Raw genomic sequence first — 13,378 nt, forward strand, 5'->3', positions numbered from 1 at the left:
CCTCATGCAAACACAGCAAGCAAACGCGCTTCTTGATACCGCCAAAGCGAACATTGAAAAGGCGCAGCGACTTATCCAGGGGCGAGCAACGCCTCACATCAACACCAAAGCGATGCTGGCGCGCACGAACGCCACACTCTTTGATGGGAAAATGAATGGCACGCAACGCGCTTGCATTCTCGGCTTTGCGTTTGTTTACGCCATGTTCGTCATGCTGGGCATGACGGTACCACTTCAATACCTGGCTTACGTGCTCGCCACGACTTACCACGAAACAGGCCGCACGATGAAACCCATTGAAGAATGGGGAAAAGGACAAGGCCATTCATACGGTGAACCCGACCCAGAGACAGGCCAAACCTACTACGGCAGAGGCTACGTGCAATTGACTTGGCTCGCGAACTACGCCAAAGCCAAGGCGGCGGTGTACAGCCGAAGCTGGCAACAAGGTGTGATTGATTTTGTGAACGCGCCAGAGCTGGCATTGAATCCATTCTATGCGGCGCAAATCGCGATTAGCGGCATGATGGCAGGCTGGTTTACGGGTAAGAAGTTAAGCGACTACCTGCTGGCGGACGGCTCTTTTGATTACATCAATGCTAGGCGCATCATTAACGGTACAGACAAAGCGGAAACCATTGCGGCTTATGCGATTGAATTTGAGACCGCGTTGTATCTCGGCGTAGGGACGGACATCAAACGAGCAACCATCCAACATGGCAGTAAAGGCGATGATGTTCGAGAGCTGCAGTTGGGACTTGGATTGAACCCAGACGGTAAGTTTGGCAACGCCACTCAAACCGCGCTTATCCATTTTCAGCAACAACACCAACTCAATGATGACGGCATTTGCGGCCCATCAACTTGGACCACCTTTGAAAAAGAGATCTACGGACTATGAAAAACGCACTGATTTTATTCACTCTAGCATTGGTAATGTTAAACCTGACAGGCTGCGCAACGGCCATCACCAGTTACAACGTAAGTTACGGTGATGAGTCTTGCCCACTTAAAGTGGATGCTGACACCTCCGTAGGCGTATCGGTTCGCATCAATGACAACGCAACTCAATGCAAACAACCTAAAGATAATGGAGACTAACTATGATCAAAAAAGTCGTGATGGCCATCGTTCTATGCGTGAGCCTAGGCGGCTGCACCAACATCCTAACGTACATTAAAACAGACAACCGCAGTCACAACTCAGGATGCAATGCGGCAGGTGATGGCGGTGATGGTGTGAAACTTGGCGTGCCATGTGAGAGCACCACGAAAAAGTAGCTGGCACAAAAAAGGCGCTTTCTTTAAAGCGCCTTTTAATCTTCTTTAAAACAGTGCGAGCTGCTCATTCTTCTTTTCAACGTCTTCCCCCAGGTCTTCAACAAATACAAACCATGAGTGCAGTTTAAACGCGAAGAAGTTGAGGCTGCGAACGGCATTGTTGCGACTGGAGGTGCAACAAGTCATCGCATCCTTAGTCGTCACAATATTGATCTTTTTCTTCTTGTGCATAGTAATTGCTCCCTTTCCAGAAGTAAGCGGCTAATTCTTTCGGTGTGTACCAATTGCGTGGATAGCCAAGGACGCTTTTTATCATTGCCTCATCGACGGGCGAACCAAAGCGTTCAAACAATTCATGCGCAGGTATGGCTTTGGTTGGCCACATCTGCTCAAGCAGTTGCTCCAAGTCCGCCTGAGAGCGCACTTCAATAACGCGATAACGAGAGGAAAAATGATTAGCCATGACGACCTCCTAACCAACGCTCCAAGCCGAGAATGACTTCACTGATTTTGGTACGAGTCAGCCATCGCGTTTTCTTTACACCTGCCGTGCGCTCAACGAACGCATCGAGTCGCGCGTCATTCAAGCCACTCCAACCTTTATCTTTTGCTAAAGCAGCAAGCTTTGCCCACTGCGCGTTCGTCGGGCGGTTGCCTTCACCTTGACCACCTGGTTGCTTGTTGAAGGTCAGATAGCCTTCATCACGCAACCCTTTAACCAAATCCATCAGTTCTTCGTCGGTCATCTCTTTGCAGGACGTTTTACCAACAGTAATGCCAAGATAATTGCGATACTCGTCATCATCACAAAAGCCCATGCGGTCTTTTAATAGCGCCTGCACACCTTTATGGATCATGCCGTAGTACTTGTTTCGATTTATGTCCACCATGCTTCTCTCATCAATTGTCAATTGATAACTCTTATTATTGTAGGGGCGGACAGGTTTGCGATTGCAAATGTTTTGTGCAAAAAAAAGCCTCACACTGAGTGAGGCTTTGTGTTCGCTGTCCGTATTATTCGTATCTAGATGCAACTTCAAGTAACAAATCTGCATGCTCGAAAATGTCATCAATAGATGAAATTGCATGCCTTGTCTCTTTTCGATCCTCACCCAAAACACCAATATATTTTTGTTTTGCATTGAAATGTAAACGACACAAGGGTTTGCGGTTATTGTCATCAAGAAGTACACCAAAATAACTTTGAGTGTCGCGATGAACAATCCTAGATACATCAAACTTCTGTCTTAATATTGCTCGAACGACATTGAACCCTTCAAGTTCTTCTTCTGTTGTTACAATCTTTGACTTGCCGTCAGCATCTTCTGCTAATTCAGGTTCTGATGATACATCCTGGATATCTTCTGTTCTTGAATCCGAACCAATTGCTGACTGTAAACGAGCTTTAATACTGTCATTCAAGAACTGTTTGAGAGCTTTTTGTGTAATCTCTAAAAATTGAGCCTTAACTTTTGGAGTTTGAACTCCATCATAGACTTTAGATGTAAAGAATCGAACAAGGTCTTCCTCTGGGTTTGCAAACTGTTCGGCTAAAACTTTTTTAATCTGATTCAGATATTTTAGCTCTCCAGCAGCATCAACCACAGATTCGACATCAAACGAGGTTTTCGTTAACTTTTTTATTTCAGGGACAATATGCTCATCAAGCTTAAGCAAATCCATTATAAGGAACGGCTTTTCATCCATTTTATTTGGGGCATCTAGGTCAGTATAAAACTGATATTCAGTTCCGTTAGTTAAAACTGCCAAGCGAGCATTAGTTACAGAAAAGTATCGGAACAATTGAGCGGCGTGTTTTGTTGACAGTTGCTCTCCGAACTTTTTGCATTCAATTAAAATTTGAACTTCACCACCTTTCATTAACGCGTAGTCAACCTTTTCCCCCTTCTTTGTCGCCGTATCGGCTGTAAACTCAGGGATAACCTCACTAGGGTCAAATACGTCATAACCTAAAACGGAATGAAGAAAAGGCATAATTAAAGCGTTTTTAGTTGCTTCTTCAGTTTCGAGAGTTGAAGATATTTGAGAAGCCTTTTTGGCGAGAGCTTGTAAGCGTTCAATAAAATCCATAGCGTATCCAACTTGTTGATGTAAAAGTAGTTAAAACTTACATTAGTCAAGCCTAACGTAAATGATCATTTTTTAATTATTAGCTTTTGATAAAGATCTTATTTATCGTAACAAGTCAATATCCTCTATGCATTAATTGCACAAATAAAAACCTCGCGTAAACGAGGCTCTTTATCTTGTATATTAATTCAACTGTCCTTCATCATTACTTCATAATCTTCTCGAACATTTGAGCCTTGACGATTCATCACCATATTTAGTGCGGCGATATAGCCTTCTTCAAATGTTGCATCTGGGTATGCCGAACCTTTTTCAGCAATTAGCGCTTCAGCCATCTCGACCTCACGCTCTAGAGCAGAGCGTGAGTGGACTGAAACGAACGGGCGTTCAAGTCCAGTCATAGATTGTGTTCCTTTTTGAATTGATTGAACTTAACCAAGTGACCACCACGGCAGCATTTCTTGTACTTCTTACCACTTCCGCAAATACAAGGGCGATTACGGTTCGCTGGCTTTAGTGCTTGCTCGATGATGTGGATGATCTCATCGTCTGTGTACACTTCACTTTGCATGCTCTCAGATTCAATCGCTTTAAGGTTTGCCGCTTTCAATTCATGAGCTTGTGATTCGTTCATGCCATCGCTCCCAATTCAATTGGATTTGATTCAATAAAGACCAGTGCTTGCTTGACGCTATCGAGACGTTGAGCCTTAGCGAACTCGCGAGATTTAATGGCGGCTTGAATGCGGCGTTCGATGCTCTTTATGGATGCGTCAGCAGACCAAGGCCAACATTGAACAGGACAGCGACGCGTACGATGAATCCAATAGCCATTTGGTAACAGCTTGTCACTCACTCGAATAGTACGAATTAACGAGATGAAATGAGCCACATGTTCTTCGACGCTTTTTTCGATTTGCGCCATTGGCACCATTGCGGCTGTTTGTTGTAGTGCTTGCGACTGAAGGTGCGAACGAGTTTTTTGTGCTGTGTCATTGATAGACTCCATCTCTTCTTTAAACATTGAACCGAATCGTGTTAATTGTTTTGCAGTACCTTTTGGTCCATCAACGATGAATCCACCATTAACCAATATCCAGTACGCAGTGTGACCCGTCCAATAACCTGCAAGTTGATCTTTTAAGTTCTTATATAACTGCGCTCGCATCTTATCGATGGGTGCCGTCCGAAGGTCAGAAGTCCAGTTGTTAGAGAACAAATCATGAATCACCTGGTCGATTTGAGACACCGCAACCTTAGGCATAAGCTGAAGTTGACCTGGTTGTTTAATCATTTCTAGGATTTCAGCTTCAGTTAGCGACTGAGCTTGCACTATTAACTCGACCGAGTAGCGCTCATTTGATTGAGCGGATTCAAAGTGCTCACGAATTGCTTTGATTGCACCGTAATGATTTTGAAGAAGCTCTTCTGTGACAGCATCTAAGCGAATAGCTTTCAGCGAATGCTCAAGAATGTTCAACGTTTCAACAAGCAATTGCTCTTGCGTACTAAGCTGCGCTGAGACGTTATTCAAAGCTGCTTCTACTTCGGTACGATTTGCCCCAAGACCACAGCAAGGTGCTATAGCAGCGCGTAATTGTTTTATAGACATAGTTCGATACCTTCTAGCTTTTTGAATTGACGCACCACTGATGATGCTTTGTTGAAATAAGGCCAGCGAAATTGGCGCTTGCTGTGTAAATCTGGATAGCGCTTTTTCGCTTCACGCTTGCCCCAAACCTTCTCGACACTTGCGATGAACTTCTTGTCGTATCGAGCTTGAGTTTTCAACATCCATACATCATCAATCACACCCGGCCGTTCTTTGGGTTTATCAACTTCGCCAATTTTTCCAAAGTTAAGATCAATCCACGCGCCTTTGATTTGGTCATCGATATAAACAGCGAGCTTGCTTGATGATTCGCTTTGATACTCACGAACTACCGATATTTTGTGGCCCTTATATTTGAACGAAACGTTAGCAAGGAAACCTTCAAGCTGGCTTTGAACCTCAGTCCAGTCAGAAGCAGTAAGCGATCGAGTTTCAGTCGTCATATTCAACTCCTGCGATTTCGTATGCTTCCTTCACCACAGCTTCTTGCCAAACCAGAGCCTTTTCACAAGCCTCTTGTAGCGTGTCGCAGTAGAACCATTTGCTGTGGTATCGACTCCAAGAGCAAGAGTAGCCGCCTTTTTCATTGACTCGCAAAGGCACTGGCGTATCAAACAGAACTAAAAGACCAGCAAATTGATCGTTACGAAGAAAGAAAGCACCAAGCTCAACCTCGTCGTGCAACAATTCCTCAGGAAGCCCTACACCAATAGCTTCTGCAATTTCGTCGAACGAATCTTCGAACAGACGCCATACGCCATTCTCTGGGGTATCAGCAAACATACTGCGTAAATGTATGATTCTGGACACTCGAACCGAGCTATCAAACATATCTGACAAGGTATCTTTATTAGTCATGTTTAATTCCTTAAATCCGGTTTAAATAATGTTTTAACGATGTTTAAAGCGAGCGAATCCAAAGCAGTGAAGCTCTAGAGCTCTGCTCGCTGTATTTAATGTGTTATTTACTGAGTGGGTTTATTTACTCGTTGCGAGTAATTTATCTGCACGTCGAACGATAGTGCGAAGCATGGCGATACGAGTCATATGCCAGTTTCTTTCGTTAGGACTTGGCACAGGTAACTTATTAAGAGTTTTCTCTGCTAGCTCTTTTGCTCTCTGAGGCTTATTGCTTAGTAAGCACTCTAGCGTAGACTTAGCATCCGCAACGCTAGTACTGATTAAGCTATCTGCTGTTGTAGTCATAATGGTGGCCTTTATAGTTTCGCGAAATTAAGATGCACTTGTTGGTACTCACCTTGCTCATCGCGTTCATAGAAGTTGAAGTAAGACTTGCTACCGATAATTAATAGAGAGTCACGTGCAGCGTTCTGAGCTTTTACAAGCGTCTCGTCTTTGAAGTCTTTGCTGATAAAGCTGATAGTGTTTGCAATGGATGCGTCCTTCACAAAGAAGTCTTGAACGGCAATCAACATGTCATGCTCCAGCGTCTCTTTTTTCGAATCGAAATACTGACGAGCTAACTCACGTGCAGCATCATGCTCTGGGCCCAACGATTTCAGCTTCTGAGTTTTGTAAGTCATTTTGTACTTACCATCGAAAGAGAAGATCGTCACATTGTCACCAGTGCCTCGTGCGTGCAATTTCGTACCGTACTGGTCAAGCATCTCAACACGGAACTCTTCAAATGCTTTGACGATGTTTGCTTTGAATTGAGCGAGTTGTTTGCGTTGAGCCTTCACTTGTTGCACAAGGCCCGTTACAAATGCGTCTTTACGCAAATCAGAGGCCGCGATGTTGCACTTAGCAATAAGGTTGCCTTCAGCGTTATATACAAAGCCTTCTGGCGCTTCTGGACGTGTTGCTTGTTTAGTTTCAGTTGTCATGGTTATTCCTTACTTCATTGTTAGTTTTTGAGATTCACGACCATTTACGCCGTGGTTTAATTCAGCTTGTTTTCCAGATTCATAACCGGATGAAAATGCGTTATCTGCGCCTCCACGCGCTTTCTTTTCAGACGCAGAGCGAACGTTTAGAGTTTTCAGTTCGCCATGCTTCTTACTTTGAAACTCTTTGATTTGAGTGGACTCAGCGTCACTCAAGGCTAAAGCGTTAACCTTTGAACGAACCGCTGTTACCCAACCTTCACAGAACATGTCAGCGCGAGCGGTCTTCGTGGTGCGTTTAAGGCGCTTATTTAGGGTCGCTAAAAACTCTTTTCGCGCTTTCAACAATTGACGCTCTAACACCTCATACACATACGTTGCGACTTCAGGGCGTTCGTTGTGTCCAGTAAAAACAACTCGGTGCTTACCATCCCATGAGTCTGCTCGATGCACATGACACCCAAACGATTCAGCAACCAACCACACCAACCCAGAAAAATAAGCAGCAGGTTTATTGGCTTTCAACTTTGAAAGCACATCGGCTTGGCATACGTCACTCAGCTCTGGCGCATGTGAATCAAGCCCATGTTTCGCCATTAGCTTTTGCGCTTGAGATAGAGCGTTGGCAGCTTCACCTTCATTTGTTGAACGAGCCGCTAAACGGAGTAGCTTCTTAATGCGCTCGATAATTTTTTGATTGCTCACGCAACAACTTCCTCTTTATTTTTCATTTCACAAAAATCTACACGAGCGGATACCCAGTGCGATTCGGTTGCATTCGGAGCGTAGATACCAGCCGTTTTCCAATGGTAAGCTGCTGCTTGATAATCACCCTTACGTTCCGCTTCTGCTGCATCAGTGGCATGGATGCGATACTCGTTACGACTTACTGTTGTTGCCATGTGTTTATGTTCCTTTATTGATTAAAAAACTAATGTTTTGGTTGAACTTGCCAAACAATCAAACTGCGTCCGATTCGAAGCGCGTTCATGAGCGTTCCAATGCCATTCTTAACTTGATAAATATCAAACGGCTTTGCGTCACCAATCTCTGCGCGTACGGCTTCTTTATCGAGAGATAATGGACGCTCACAAACCAAAATTTCAGAGCGGCCCATTTGTTTGCGTTGGTCAACCCAAGAGCCTCCAAGTACCACAACTTGCTCCGCTAAAGACATAATTTGTTACCTCGTACAATTCGTTCATAAGCACCAGTTGGAAGCCCAAATGGAAGGCGCAATACAGTAGTAAAAATTTTATCTCGTGCCGCGCGCCACGCATCGACATCAGAAAGTGTTGGGCTTAGGCTTTTGCCCTTGCGGCATTGATTACAATGACCATCGACAAGCACTCGAGCCTCGACAGAACTCTTGCAGCCCTTGCATTTACCAACACTCTCCACGTCCCCTTTGTATTTGTAGAAGTAAGGGCGACCTGGTTCTTTTTTAGTAATTAGCCCACCAATTGATGCCAAGTGCATTAGAGAGCGAGTCATGCCTTTAGGGCTTGCTTTCGATCCAACCGCTTTTGTAATTTCACGCTCAGCTAACCAAGTACCTGGATTCGCTTTCATGTGAGCCATCACTTTTTCAACTTCCAACATGCTAACCTCTCAAGTTCTCTGCTAGTTTCAGGTGGGCGCGTTTGACGTGTTCAACATTAAGCGGCTCACCTGATGACAACGCTCTCGATGATGCAAGTTTTAGGATGTTATCGAGACTACGAAGTTGACCTTCTGTTTGCGGAGTGATGCGCTGTGCGTAGCGAAGAATCTCAGCATCTGTTACGCCCCAAGCGCGCACAAACATATCAATGTCGTCAGGAACTGGATGCTTAATCATTGCTGGGCTAATCACGCGTGACCAAAACGCTTTCATGTTCACTTTTGAGCGTGTCGCCGTCATGCGAGTACGGACCACATCGTTACCAAGCAGCATGCCGCCAGCTTTACCTTCGATCAGGATACGAATGCCGTTTAGCGTATCGTCGCTGAGGTATTGCGCCTCGTCGATAATCACAAGGCCGTTACGACCTACAAGCTCTTTAGCTACCGCCTTGGTTTGAGTAGCAATCGTGCGACATCCACGAACACCTAGCTGCTCAGCCAGCTCGCCAATCACATAGGCTGATGTTTTACAAAACGGTGAAGCGGTCACAATCCACACGTTGTTGTGTGTACGTTGGTACTCTTCAGCCGCTTTCGTTTTACCAACGCCAGCGCCTTCATACACCATGCTCCAAGAAGACAGGTTCTGCGCAATCGACATCAGGTTCATAATGCGCTTAGCAGTTGGCAGCTCTAAGAATGCAGGGGAAGCAAGTGTGCTTCTTGTTTCCTGCTGGTGGTCTCGATTGTTAAGCCACATTTCAAGTTTCTTGATATAACTCTGCTCATCACCAGCGCAAGTGCCATGCTTTAACAACGCACTGAGTGAGCCTTCGTTAACCCCTGATTCGCGAGCAATCGCTCGTTGTGTCAGACCGTGCTCAAGTCGAGCCAGCTTGACACGCTCAATTACATCATTCATTCTTTACTCCGTATTCTTTCCAAATTGCTGCTGTATTACTCGGGTCATATCATCGTTGAAGTAATCATCATCAGCATCCCAAGACGCGTCATGACCAACGGCGCGTTTTGTTTTTTCTCCCATATCGAAATCACTAAAGTCATCAAGTGTTCTAGGCATACTTGGCACCATCTTCGTAATGCCAGGTACTGGACCGCCGATGTCGGTTTTCTCGTGTTCTTTTGGTGCGTAAGCTTCAACGAGGTCATCAACGGTTTTGGTGATCATGACTGAAGCGATATTTTCAACGCGCTCCACTTCACTCTCTTCCATCAGGCGCTTATGTCGTGGTGCGCTCAAGTCATTAACTGCCACATCACCATAAAGCGGAATTTTCCCGATAAAACGCCCATCTTCTGAGTAGGCCAGTACGTACTGAGTTAAGTCGTAAGGATTGAATCGCAACATGACCTTTGAACCTACGTACTCAAAAAGAAGCGGCGAACGGTAGCGGTTCGTTTCATGGTTGGAGTAATCGCCAGCGTTGAGGTCAACCAAGCCACCTTCGTGAACCTTTACGGCTTTACGAGTTCTCAGCAAACAAAGCGCTAACTGCTCTTGTGTTGGTTTAGGTATTTCTGATTGCTCGTAACTCTCTTTAAACACTTGCGCGTAACTCAGCTTCCGGCTTTTTGCCATCTCAGTGCGACGACCTTCTTCATGATTCCAACGGTGAATCCATGCGTCGAGATGCTCTAAAAATACGTCGTAATCCACGGCGTTGTTTTCGTTGTAGTTTGCTGGCTTGTCGTCAATATTTGCGCCCGTGTATGCCTCATCAAAAACAGGCTCACGCTCAAACTGACCAAAGCCACCTTTGGAGTGCCAGAGGCGCTCAATAGGGTTCGCACGAGAGTTACCTTTTGAACCTTCGTTATCGTCGTAACGACGGATCCAGTTAACCGTTGAACCCATCGCGGTTAGCGCGCCTTCAATCTCGTAAGCATCGAATTTCTTGTGTACGAGCTTTCCGCTGCCGTCACGCTTAGGTCGAGACATACGCCCAGTCATCGCTTCACTCAGCAAGACACTGCCTCGGTCAAAGATGTACTGCGTAGGGGCGTGATATTTACTCACCATGTTGTACACAGCCAAACCAAGCATTTCTGTGTTTTCGCTAATATCAACGCTGTAACCAACAATCATCGAGCTATACACATCAATGAAGGCCCAAATTACAGGACGGAACACCTTGCCGTTTCGCTTACAGAACACGCGACATTTGTGACCATCTCCAGCGACGACTTGCATAGCATGCAACCCCTTACGAGAGCGACGTTGAGCTGGAATAACGGTTTGCTGGAACTCAGCAAGACCAAAACGCTTGAGTAAAACAAGTTCTTTTGGAATGTCTCGCTTTACACGGTTTTTAAAAGTACCTAGACATGGCAGTTCCCAACCACGAGCTTCTGCGATACGACTCAAGCGACGATAAACTTCCGTGAATGTACCGGACTTCATTTCAGGACGAAGATAGTCCGCTTTGAATAATTCCCATGCCTCATCCGGCATGTCAGCAGTGCGAGTTGCACCACCTCGACCATCAAGCAACGCTGGAAGCCAGTCGTTCTTTGGGATGCGATTAATGCGCAAACCAGGGGAGTTGTAGAAGTAGCGATGAATGCGACCAAAGGAGCAACCAGCTTCATCGGCAACTTTACGCATCGCCTCTCTTTGGTTCATTCCATCGTCCACATAGGTGCGCACACGAACACATAACTCATGAGCTACCGTCGCTCTTTCTTTTTGCTTGTCAGTAGCTAGGTCGAACTCATACCAAAGCTCTGCGCTAGACATTTCACGAGTTTCGGCAGATTGAGACTTGTCCGCTTCTTCTTTGGCAATTTGCTGCATCAAAGCCATGCGAGTTTCTGCTGGCAGGCAGTCGATGTGAAACTCCATTGGTTTGCGACCAGACGAAACCTCACGCTTACGCTTGTGTTCATCGGTTGCAATTTTGCTCAGTTTGATTCGAACATTACGTTCACCTTCTGGCATACCTGGCTTGCCCATCAATTCTTGCACTGTGAAATACATCAAGCGACCCTCACCATTTTTGAACGCTCGCGATAGCGAACGGGCCAAATCTGCTCCGGTTTAACACCAAGAGTTTCCGCTATGATTTCTTCACCTTTAATCCAAGGGCGATCTAAAGCGTTTTTTAGATCCACGCCTTTGGCTTTTGACAAGGTCGAAACTTGCCAACCAACGTCTCGAAGTGCGGCAGTGATGTAACAGCGAGGCACATCCTTTTCTCCGTCTAAAGCGTTAACTAACGCTAAAAAAAGAGGAGCTGCATTTTGTGACATAGTGATCTCCACTTTAAGTTTTGATACCCTTGCGCCTGAGTAAGCTTACTTAGCCAACTTACTTATCAGCAAAGATACCCTTTCCGTTAACCGATGTGGGTAAGTATTGATCGCAATTAGGAGCAATGCAAGCTACTTTTTGCGATCCGTTTCTATTTTGCTGCGATTTTAGGTGATAAATTCTTAAAGGGTAGTGAAAACAATGAGTTATATAAAAACGGATCCAAAAGAAAAAAAACACGCAAATGATCCGAATATAAGCGATAGAAAAGGATCTATTTCTGAACGTTTACGGTTGCTCGCTAATAGGGGCAAGACCAGAGAGGTTGCTCAAAAGTGGGGAGTATCTACATCAACGCTTGACCGTTACATAAACCAAGGCTCAATGCCGTCTATAGATAGAGCCATAACCATAGCTGAAGCTGAACATGTTAGCCTACAGTGGTTAGCTACTGGGTGCGGAGAAGATGAGGAAGTAGAAAGCGTAAGTGGTGAGCATGAAGCCTTTCCTAACGTTCGCGTCAGTTATATTGAAAAGGTCAACGTTGCAGCCTCTGCTGGTGGAGGATCGTATATAGAAGAAGAAAGCATTGAAGAATACTATCCGTTTAGTGATGAGTACTTAAAGCGGAATAGGCTTTCACATGCAGAGCTACTCATTATTGAGGCCAAAGGGGACTCAATGGCTCCATATATAGAAAGTGGGGACGATTTGCTCTTAAAACGCGTTGAGTTCAACGCAGACAACGTCTTAAGTGGTGTTCATGTCATTAGCATTGATGGGATGCTAAAGGTTAAGCGCTTACAATACAGTCTCCAGAAGAACGGATACCGCATCATTAGTGACAATCCCGAATATTCGGAAGAGTTCATAAGCCACGATGAGCTCATGCAAGATCGCATGCGCGTAATTGGTGAAGTGGTAATGGTAATGGGCAGACCGAGCCAGCCAGCCAGCCAGCCAGCCAGCCAGCCAGCCAGCCAGCCAGCCAAGGATTAGAGGACGCGTAGCGAAACCAGTCAAGCAATGCGTTTACATGCAGCCAGATGGCTCGTGCTTAATGACAGGGCGTGGTAATTTTGAATGTCCAGTTCATGAAAATGGTGAATGCGGACTATATGATAAAGAAGAGCACAGAGAATTAGATGCTGTTTGATTGGTGTGTTATTTTTGGTTTGTTTTAAGTGGATTTAAAGCGAGTTTTAAAAAGGATCATGAATTCGCTTTAAATCCCTCCAATCCCTTATAGAATGGCACTTCATTGACTCTCTCTTAAAAATAACAATTTAGTTAGTTTTGATTTAACACCCTCACAAAGGGTATGCGGTATTCAGTGCAAACGTTCAAATGAGCCTAAAACGCGGTGGCAGCATCAAAGATTCTCTAAACGAACTTGCCCAAGATCTTGTTGCTTCTCAGGTTATTCGTAAGAAGACATTGGCGTTGACATCTGAGTCACGAGGGGCAGCAAAGATATTGGTTGTGTTACCTTTTTTGATGCTCTTTGTTCTCAAGAGCTTTGCAGTTGAAAACTATGAGTATTTGATTAGCGAACAATACGGTAAGTACATACTTATCTATGTGGTTACAAGTGTAAGTATTGGCTTTGTTTTAATTAAACGAATGATTGACAGTGTAGCGCTATGATTATTGCCATCAGTATTCTACTTTTC

The 13,378-nt window shown here is 45.0% G+C and carries 23 protein-coding genes; 5 read left to right on the forward strand and 18 right to left on the reverse strand.

Translation table 11 applies throughout. The annotated features are described in order from the left end of the window. The first annotated feature begins 4 nt into the window (after window positions 1-4). The 3 genes from ACLIIY_RS21980 to ACLIIY_RS21990 are packed head-to-tail and all read left to right on the forward strand — an operon-like array spanning window position 5 to window position 1,280. Entirely contained in the window at window positions 5-901 is an 897-nt protein-coding gene (locus tag ACLIIY_RS21980) for a peptidoglycan-binding domain-containing protein (protein ID WP_025818928.1), read from the forward strand. Further along, window positions 898-1,101 carry a hypothetical protein gene (locus ACLIIY_RS21985; protein ID WP_025818927.1) on the forward strand — a complete coding sequence of 68 codons (204 nt, stop codon included), beginning with the start codon at window positions 898-900 and terminating at the stop codon, window positions 1,099-1,101. Before ACLIIY_RS21980 ends, ACLIIY_RS21985 begins: the two co-directional genes overlap by 4 nt. A gap of 2 nt (window positions 1,102-1,103) precedes the next feature. After that, a complete protein-coding gene (locus ACLIIY_RS21990; protein WP_153189281.1) occupies window positions 1,104-1,280 on the forward strand; it encodes a hypothetical protein in 177 nt (58 codons plus the stop codon). 45 nt (window positions 1,281-1,325) lie between these two features. Here the strand turns inward: ACLIIY_RS21990 and ACLIIY_RS21995 are convergent, their stop codons facing one another. From ACLIIY_RS21995 to ACLIIY_RS22080, 18 genes are all read right to left on the reverse strand, one after another. Next, window positions 1,326-1,511 carry a hypothetical protein gene (locus ACLIIY_RS21995; RefSeq protein WP_140066805.1) on the reverse strand — a complete coding sequence of 62 codons (186 nt, stop codon included), beginning with the start codon at window positions 1,509-1,511 and terminating at the stop codon, window positions 1,326-1,328. Beyond that, window positions 1,474-1,743, reverse strand: coding sequence for a hypothetical protein (locus ACLIIY_RS22000; RefSeq protein ID WP_024700529.1), 270 nt, complete (start codon window positions 1,741-1,743; stop codon window positions 1,474-1,476). The genes ACLIIY_RS21995 and ACLIIY_RS22000 overlap by 38 nt, the downstream gene beginning before the upstream one ends. After that, window positions 1,736-2,170: a regulatory protein GemA gene (locus ACLIIY_RS22005; protein ID WP_051509407.1), complete on the reverse strand. Its 435-nt coding sequence runs from the start codon at window positions 2,168-2,170 to the stop codon at window positions 1,736-1,738. Before ACLIIY_RS22005 ends, ACLIIY_RS22000 begins: the two co-directional genes overlap by 8 nt. Window positions 2,171-2,294: 124 nt before the next feature. Then, on the reverse strand, window positions 2,295-3,371 hold the full coding sequence (locus ACLIIY_RS22010) for a type I restriction endonuclease (RefSeq protein ID WP_024700527.1): 1,077 nt from the start codon (window positions 3,369-3,371) through the stop codon (window positions 2,295-2,297). A gap of 188 nt (window positions 3,372-3,559) precedes the next feature. Further along, window positions 3,560-3,772 carry a hypothetical protein gene (locus ACLIIY_RS22015; protein WP_031426751.1) on the reverse strand — a complete coding sequence of 71 codons (213 nt, stop codon included), beginning with the start codon at window positions 3,770-3,772 and terminating at the stop codon, window positions 3,560-3,562. Further along, entirely contained in the window at window positions 3,769-4,005 is a 237-nt protein-coding gene (locus ACLIIY_RS22020; RefSeq protein WP_025818282.1) for an SEC-C metal-binding domain-containing protein, read from the reverse strand. The genes ACLIIY_RS22015 and ACLIIY_RS22020 overlap by 4 nt, the downstream gene beginning before the upstream one ends. Further along, on the reverse strand, window positions 4,002-4,982 hold the full coding sequence (locus tag ACLIIY_RS22025) for a hypothetical protein (protein WP_025818283.1): 981 nt from the start codon (window positions 4,980-4,982) through the stop codon (window positions 4,002-4,004). The genes ACLIIY_RS22020 and ACLIIY_RS22025 overlap by 4 nt, the downstream gene beginning before the upstream one ends. Next, window positions 4,973-5,425, reverse strand: coding sequence for a hypothetical protein (locus tag ACLIIY_RS22030; protein WP_025818284.1), 453 nt, complete (start codon window positions 5,423-5,425; stop codon window positions 4,973-4,975). The genes ACLIIY_RS22025 and ACLIIY_RS22030 overlap by 10 nt, the downstream gene beginning before the upstream one ends. Next, window positions 5,415-5,840, reverse strand: coding sequence for a hypothetical protein (locus tag ACLIIY_RS22035; protein ID WP_025818285.1), 426 nt, complete (start codon window positions 5,838-5,840; stop codon window positions 5,415-5,417). Before ACLIIY_RS22035 ends, ACLIIY_RS22030 begins: the two co-directional genes overlap by 11 nt. 120 nt (window positions 5,841-5,960) lie before the next feature. Further along, entirely contained in the window at window positions 5,961-6,188 is a 228-nt protein-coding gene (locus ACLIIY_RS22040) for a hypothetical protein (protein WP_025818286.1), read from the reverse strand. Between the two features lie 11 nt (window positions 6,189-6,199). Further along, the gene (locus tag ACLIIY_RS22045) at window positions 6,200-6,829 is read right to left on the reverse strand and encodes a DUF3164 family protein (protein WP_023624025.1); all 630 of its coding nucleotides are present in this window, start codon (window positions 6,827-6,829) and stop codon (window positions 6,200-6,202) included. A gap of 9 nt (window positions 6,830-6,838) precedes the next feature. After that, window positions 6,839-7,534: a DUF2786 domain-containing protein gene (locus ACLIIY_RS22050; RefSeq protein WP_025818287.1), complete on the reverse strand. Its 696-nt coding sequence runs from the start codon at window positions 7,532-7,534 to the stop codon at window positions 6,839-6,841. Beyond that, window positions 7,531-7,731, reverse strand: a complete 201-nt coding sequence (locus tag ACLIIY_RS22055) for an ANR family transcriptional regulator (protein WP_025818288.1) — start codon at window positions 7,729-7,731, stop codon at window positions 7,531-7,533. The genes ACLIIY_RS22050 and ACLIIY_RS22055 overlap by 4 nt, the downstream gene beginning before the upstream one ends. A gap of 29 nt (window positions 7,732-7,760) precedes the next feature. After that, window positions 7,761-8,006 (reverse strand): hypothetical protein, encoded by a 246-nt coding sequence (locus tag ACLIIY_RS22060; RefSeq protein ID WP_025818289.1) that lies wholly within the window; start codon window positions 8,004-8,006, stop codon window positions 7,761-7,763. Beyond that, window positions 7,997-8,431: a hypothetical protein gene (locus ACLIIY_RS22065; protein WP_025788362.1), complete on the reverse strand. Its 435-nt coding sequence runs from the start codon at window positions 8,429-8,431 to the stop codon at window positions 7,997-7,999. Before ACLIIY_RS22065 ends, ACLIIY_RS22060 begins: the two co-directional genes overlap by 10 nt. Window position 8,432: 1 nt before the next feature. Then, window positions 8,433-9,356: an AAA family ATPase gene (locus ACLIIY_RS22070; protein WP_025818281.1), complete on the reverse strand. Its 924-nt coding sequence runs from the start codon at window positions 9,354-9,356 to the stop codon at window positions 8,433-8,435. Window positions 9,357-9,359: 3 nt separating this feature from the next. Continuing rightward, window positions 9,360-11,432: a transposase domain-containing protein gene (locus ACLIIY_RS22075; protein WP_434529396.1), complete on the reverse strand. Its 2,073-nt coding sequence runs from the start codon at window positions 11,430-11,432 to the stop codon at window positions 9,360-9,362. After that, entirely contained in the window at window positions 11,432-11,704 is a 273-nt protein-coding gene (locus tag ACLIIY_RS22080) for a helix-turn-helix domain-containing protein (RefSeq protein ID WP_024701727.1), read from the reverse strand. The genes ACLIIY_RS22075 and ACLIIY_RS22080 overlap by 1 nt, the downstream gene beginning before the upstream one ends. Window positions 11,705-11,906: 202 nt before the next feature. Here ACLIIY_RS22080 and ACLIIY_RS22085 point away from each other — a divergent pair, with 202 nt between their 5' ends. Then, a complete protein-coding gene (locus ACLIIY_RS22085; protein WP_054823679.1) occupies window positions 11,907-12,704 on the forward strand; it encodes an XRE family transcriptional regulator in 798 nt (265 codons plus the stop codon). A 348-nt stretch (window positions 12,705-13,052) separates the two neighbouring features. Further along, window positions 13,053-13,352: a type II secretion system F family protein gene (locus ACLIIY_RS22090; RefSeq protein WP_434529397.1), complete on the forward strand. Its 300-nt coding sequence runs from the start codon at window positions 13,053-13,055 to the stop codon at window positions 13,350-13,352. Window positions 13,353-13,378 lie beyond the last annotated feature (26 nt).

Source organism: Vibrio sp. K4, assembly GCF_051122595.1.
Taxonomy (GTDB): domain Bacteria; phylum Pseudomonadota; class Gammaproteobacteria; order Enterobacterales; family Vibrionaceae; genus Vibrio; species Vibrio owensii.

Excerpts from the sequence above, each read along its gene's own strand:
- ACLIIY_RS21980 (WP_025818928.1), top strand. The coding sequence starts at position 5 with ATGCAAACACAGCAAGCAAACGCGCTTCTTGATACCGCCAAAGCGAAC.
- ACLIIY_RS21985 (WP_025818927.1), top strand. The coding sequence starts at position 898 with ATGAAAAACGCACTGATTTTATTCACTCTAGCATTGGTAATGTTAAAC.
- ACLIIY_RS21990 (WP_153189281.1), top strand. The coding sequence starts at position 1,104 with ATGATCAAAAAAGTCGTGATGGCCATCGTTCTATGCGTGAGCCTAGGC.
- ACLIIY_RS21995 (WP_140066805.1), bottom strand. The coding sequence starts at position 1,511 with ATGCACAAGAAGAAAAAGATCAATATTGTGACGACTAAGGATGCGATG.
- ACLIIY_RS22000 (WP_024700529.1), bottom strand. The coding sequence starts at position 1,743 with ATGGCTAATCATTTTTCCTCTCGTTATCGCGTTATTGAAGTGCGCTCT.
- ACLIIY_RS22005 (WP_051509407.1), bottom strand. The coding sequence starts at position 2,170 with ATGGTGGACATAAATCGAAACAAGTACTACGGCATGATCCATAAAGGT.
- ACLIIY_RS22010 (WP_024700527.1), bottom strand. The coding sequence starts at position 3,371 with ATGGATTTTATTGAACGCTTACAAGCTCTCGCCAAAAAGGCTTCTCAA.
- ACLIIY_RS22015 (WP_031426751.1), bottom strand. The coding sequence starts at position 3,772 with ATGACTGGACTTGAACGCCCGTTCGTTTCAGTCCACTCACGCTCTGCT.
- ACLIIY_RS22020 (WP_025818282.1), bottom strand. The coding sequence starts at position 4,005 with ATGAACGAATCACAAGCTCATGAATTGAAAGCGGCAAACCTTAAAGCG.
- ACLIIY_RS22025 (WP_025818283.1), bottom strand. The coding sequence starts at position 4,982 with ATGTCTATAAAACAATTACGCGCTGCTATAGCACCTTGCTGTGGTCTT.
- ACLIIY_RS22030 (WP_025818284.1), bottom strand. The coding sequence starts at position 5,425 with ATGACGACTGAAACTCGATCGCTTACTGCTTCTGACTGGACTGAGGTT.
- ACLIIY_RS22035 (WP_025818285.1), bottom strand. The coding sequence starts at position 5,840 with ATGACTAATAAAGATACCTTGTCAGATATGTTTGATAGCTCGGTTCGA.
- ACLIIY_RS22040 (WP_025818286.1), bottom strand. The coding sequence starts at position 6,188 with ATGACTACAACAGCAGATAGCTTAATCAGTACTAGCGTTGCGGATGCT.
- ACLIIY_RS22045 (WP_023624025.1), bottom strand. The coding sequence starts at position 6,829 with ATGACAACTGAAACTAAACAAGCAACACGTCCAGAAGCGCCAGAAGGC.
- ACLIIY_RS22055 (WP_025818288.1), bottom strand. The coding sequence starts at position 7,731 with ATGGCAACAACAGTAAGTCGTAACGAGTATCGCATCCATGCCACTGAT.
- ACLIIY_RS22060 (WP_025818289.1), bottom strand. The coding sequence starts at position 8,006 with ATGTCTTTAGCGGAGCAAGTTGTGGTACTTGGAGGCTCTTGGGTTGAC.
- ACLIIY_RS22065 (WP_025788362.1), bottom strand. The coding sequence starts at position 8,431 with ATGTTGGAAGTTGAAAAAGTGATGGCTCACATGAAAGCGAATCCAGGT.
- ACLIIY_RS22070 (WP_025818281.1), bottom strand. The coding sequence starts at position 9,356 with ATGAATGATGTAATTGAGCGTGTCAAGCTGGCTCGACTTGAGCACGGT.
- ACLIIY_RS22075 (WP_434529396.1), bottom strand. The coding sequence starts at position 11,432 with ATGTATTTCACAGTGCAAGAATTGATGGGCAAGCCAGGTATGCCAGAA.
- ACLIIY_RS22080 (WP_024701727.1), bottom strand. The coding sequence starts at position 11,704 with ATGTCACAAAATGCAGCTCCTCTTTTTTTAGCGTTAGTTAACGCTTTA.
- ACLIIY_RS22085 (WP_054823679.1), top strand. The coding sequence starts at position 11,907 with ATGAGTTATATAAAAACGGATCCAAAAGAAAAAAAACACGCAAATGAT.
- ACLIIY_RS22090 (WP_434529397.1), top strand. The coding sequence starts at position 13,053 with ATGAGCCTAAAACGCGGTGGCAGCATCAAAGATTCTCTAAACGAACTT.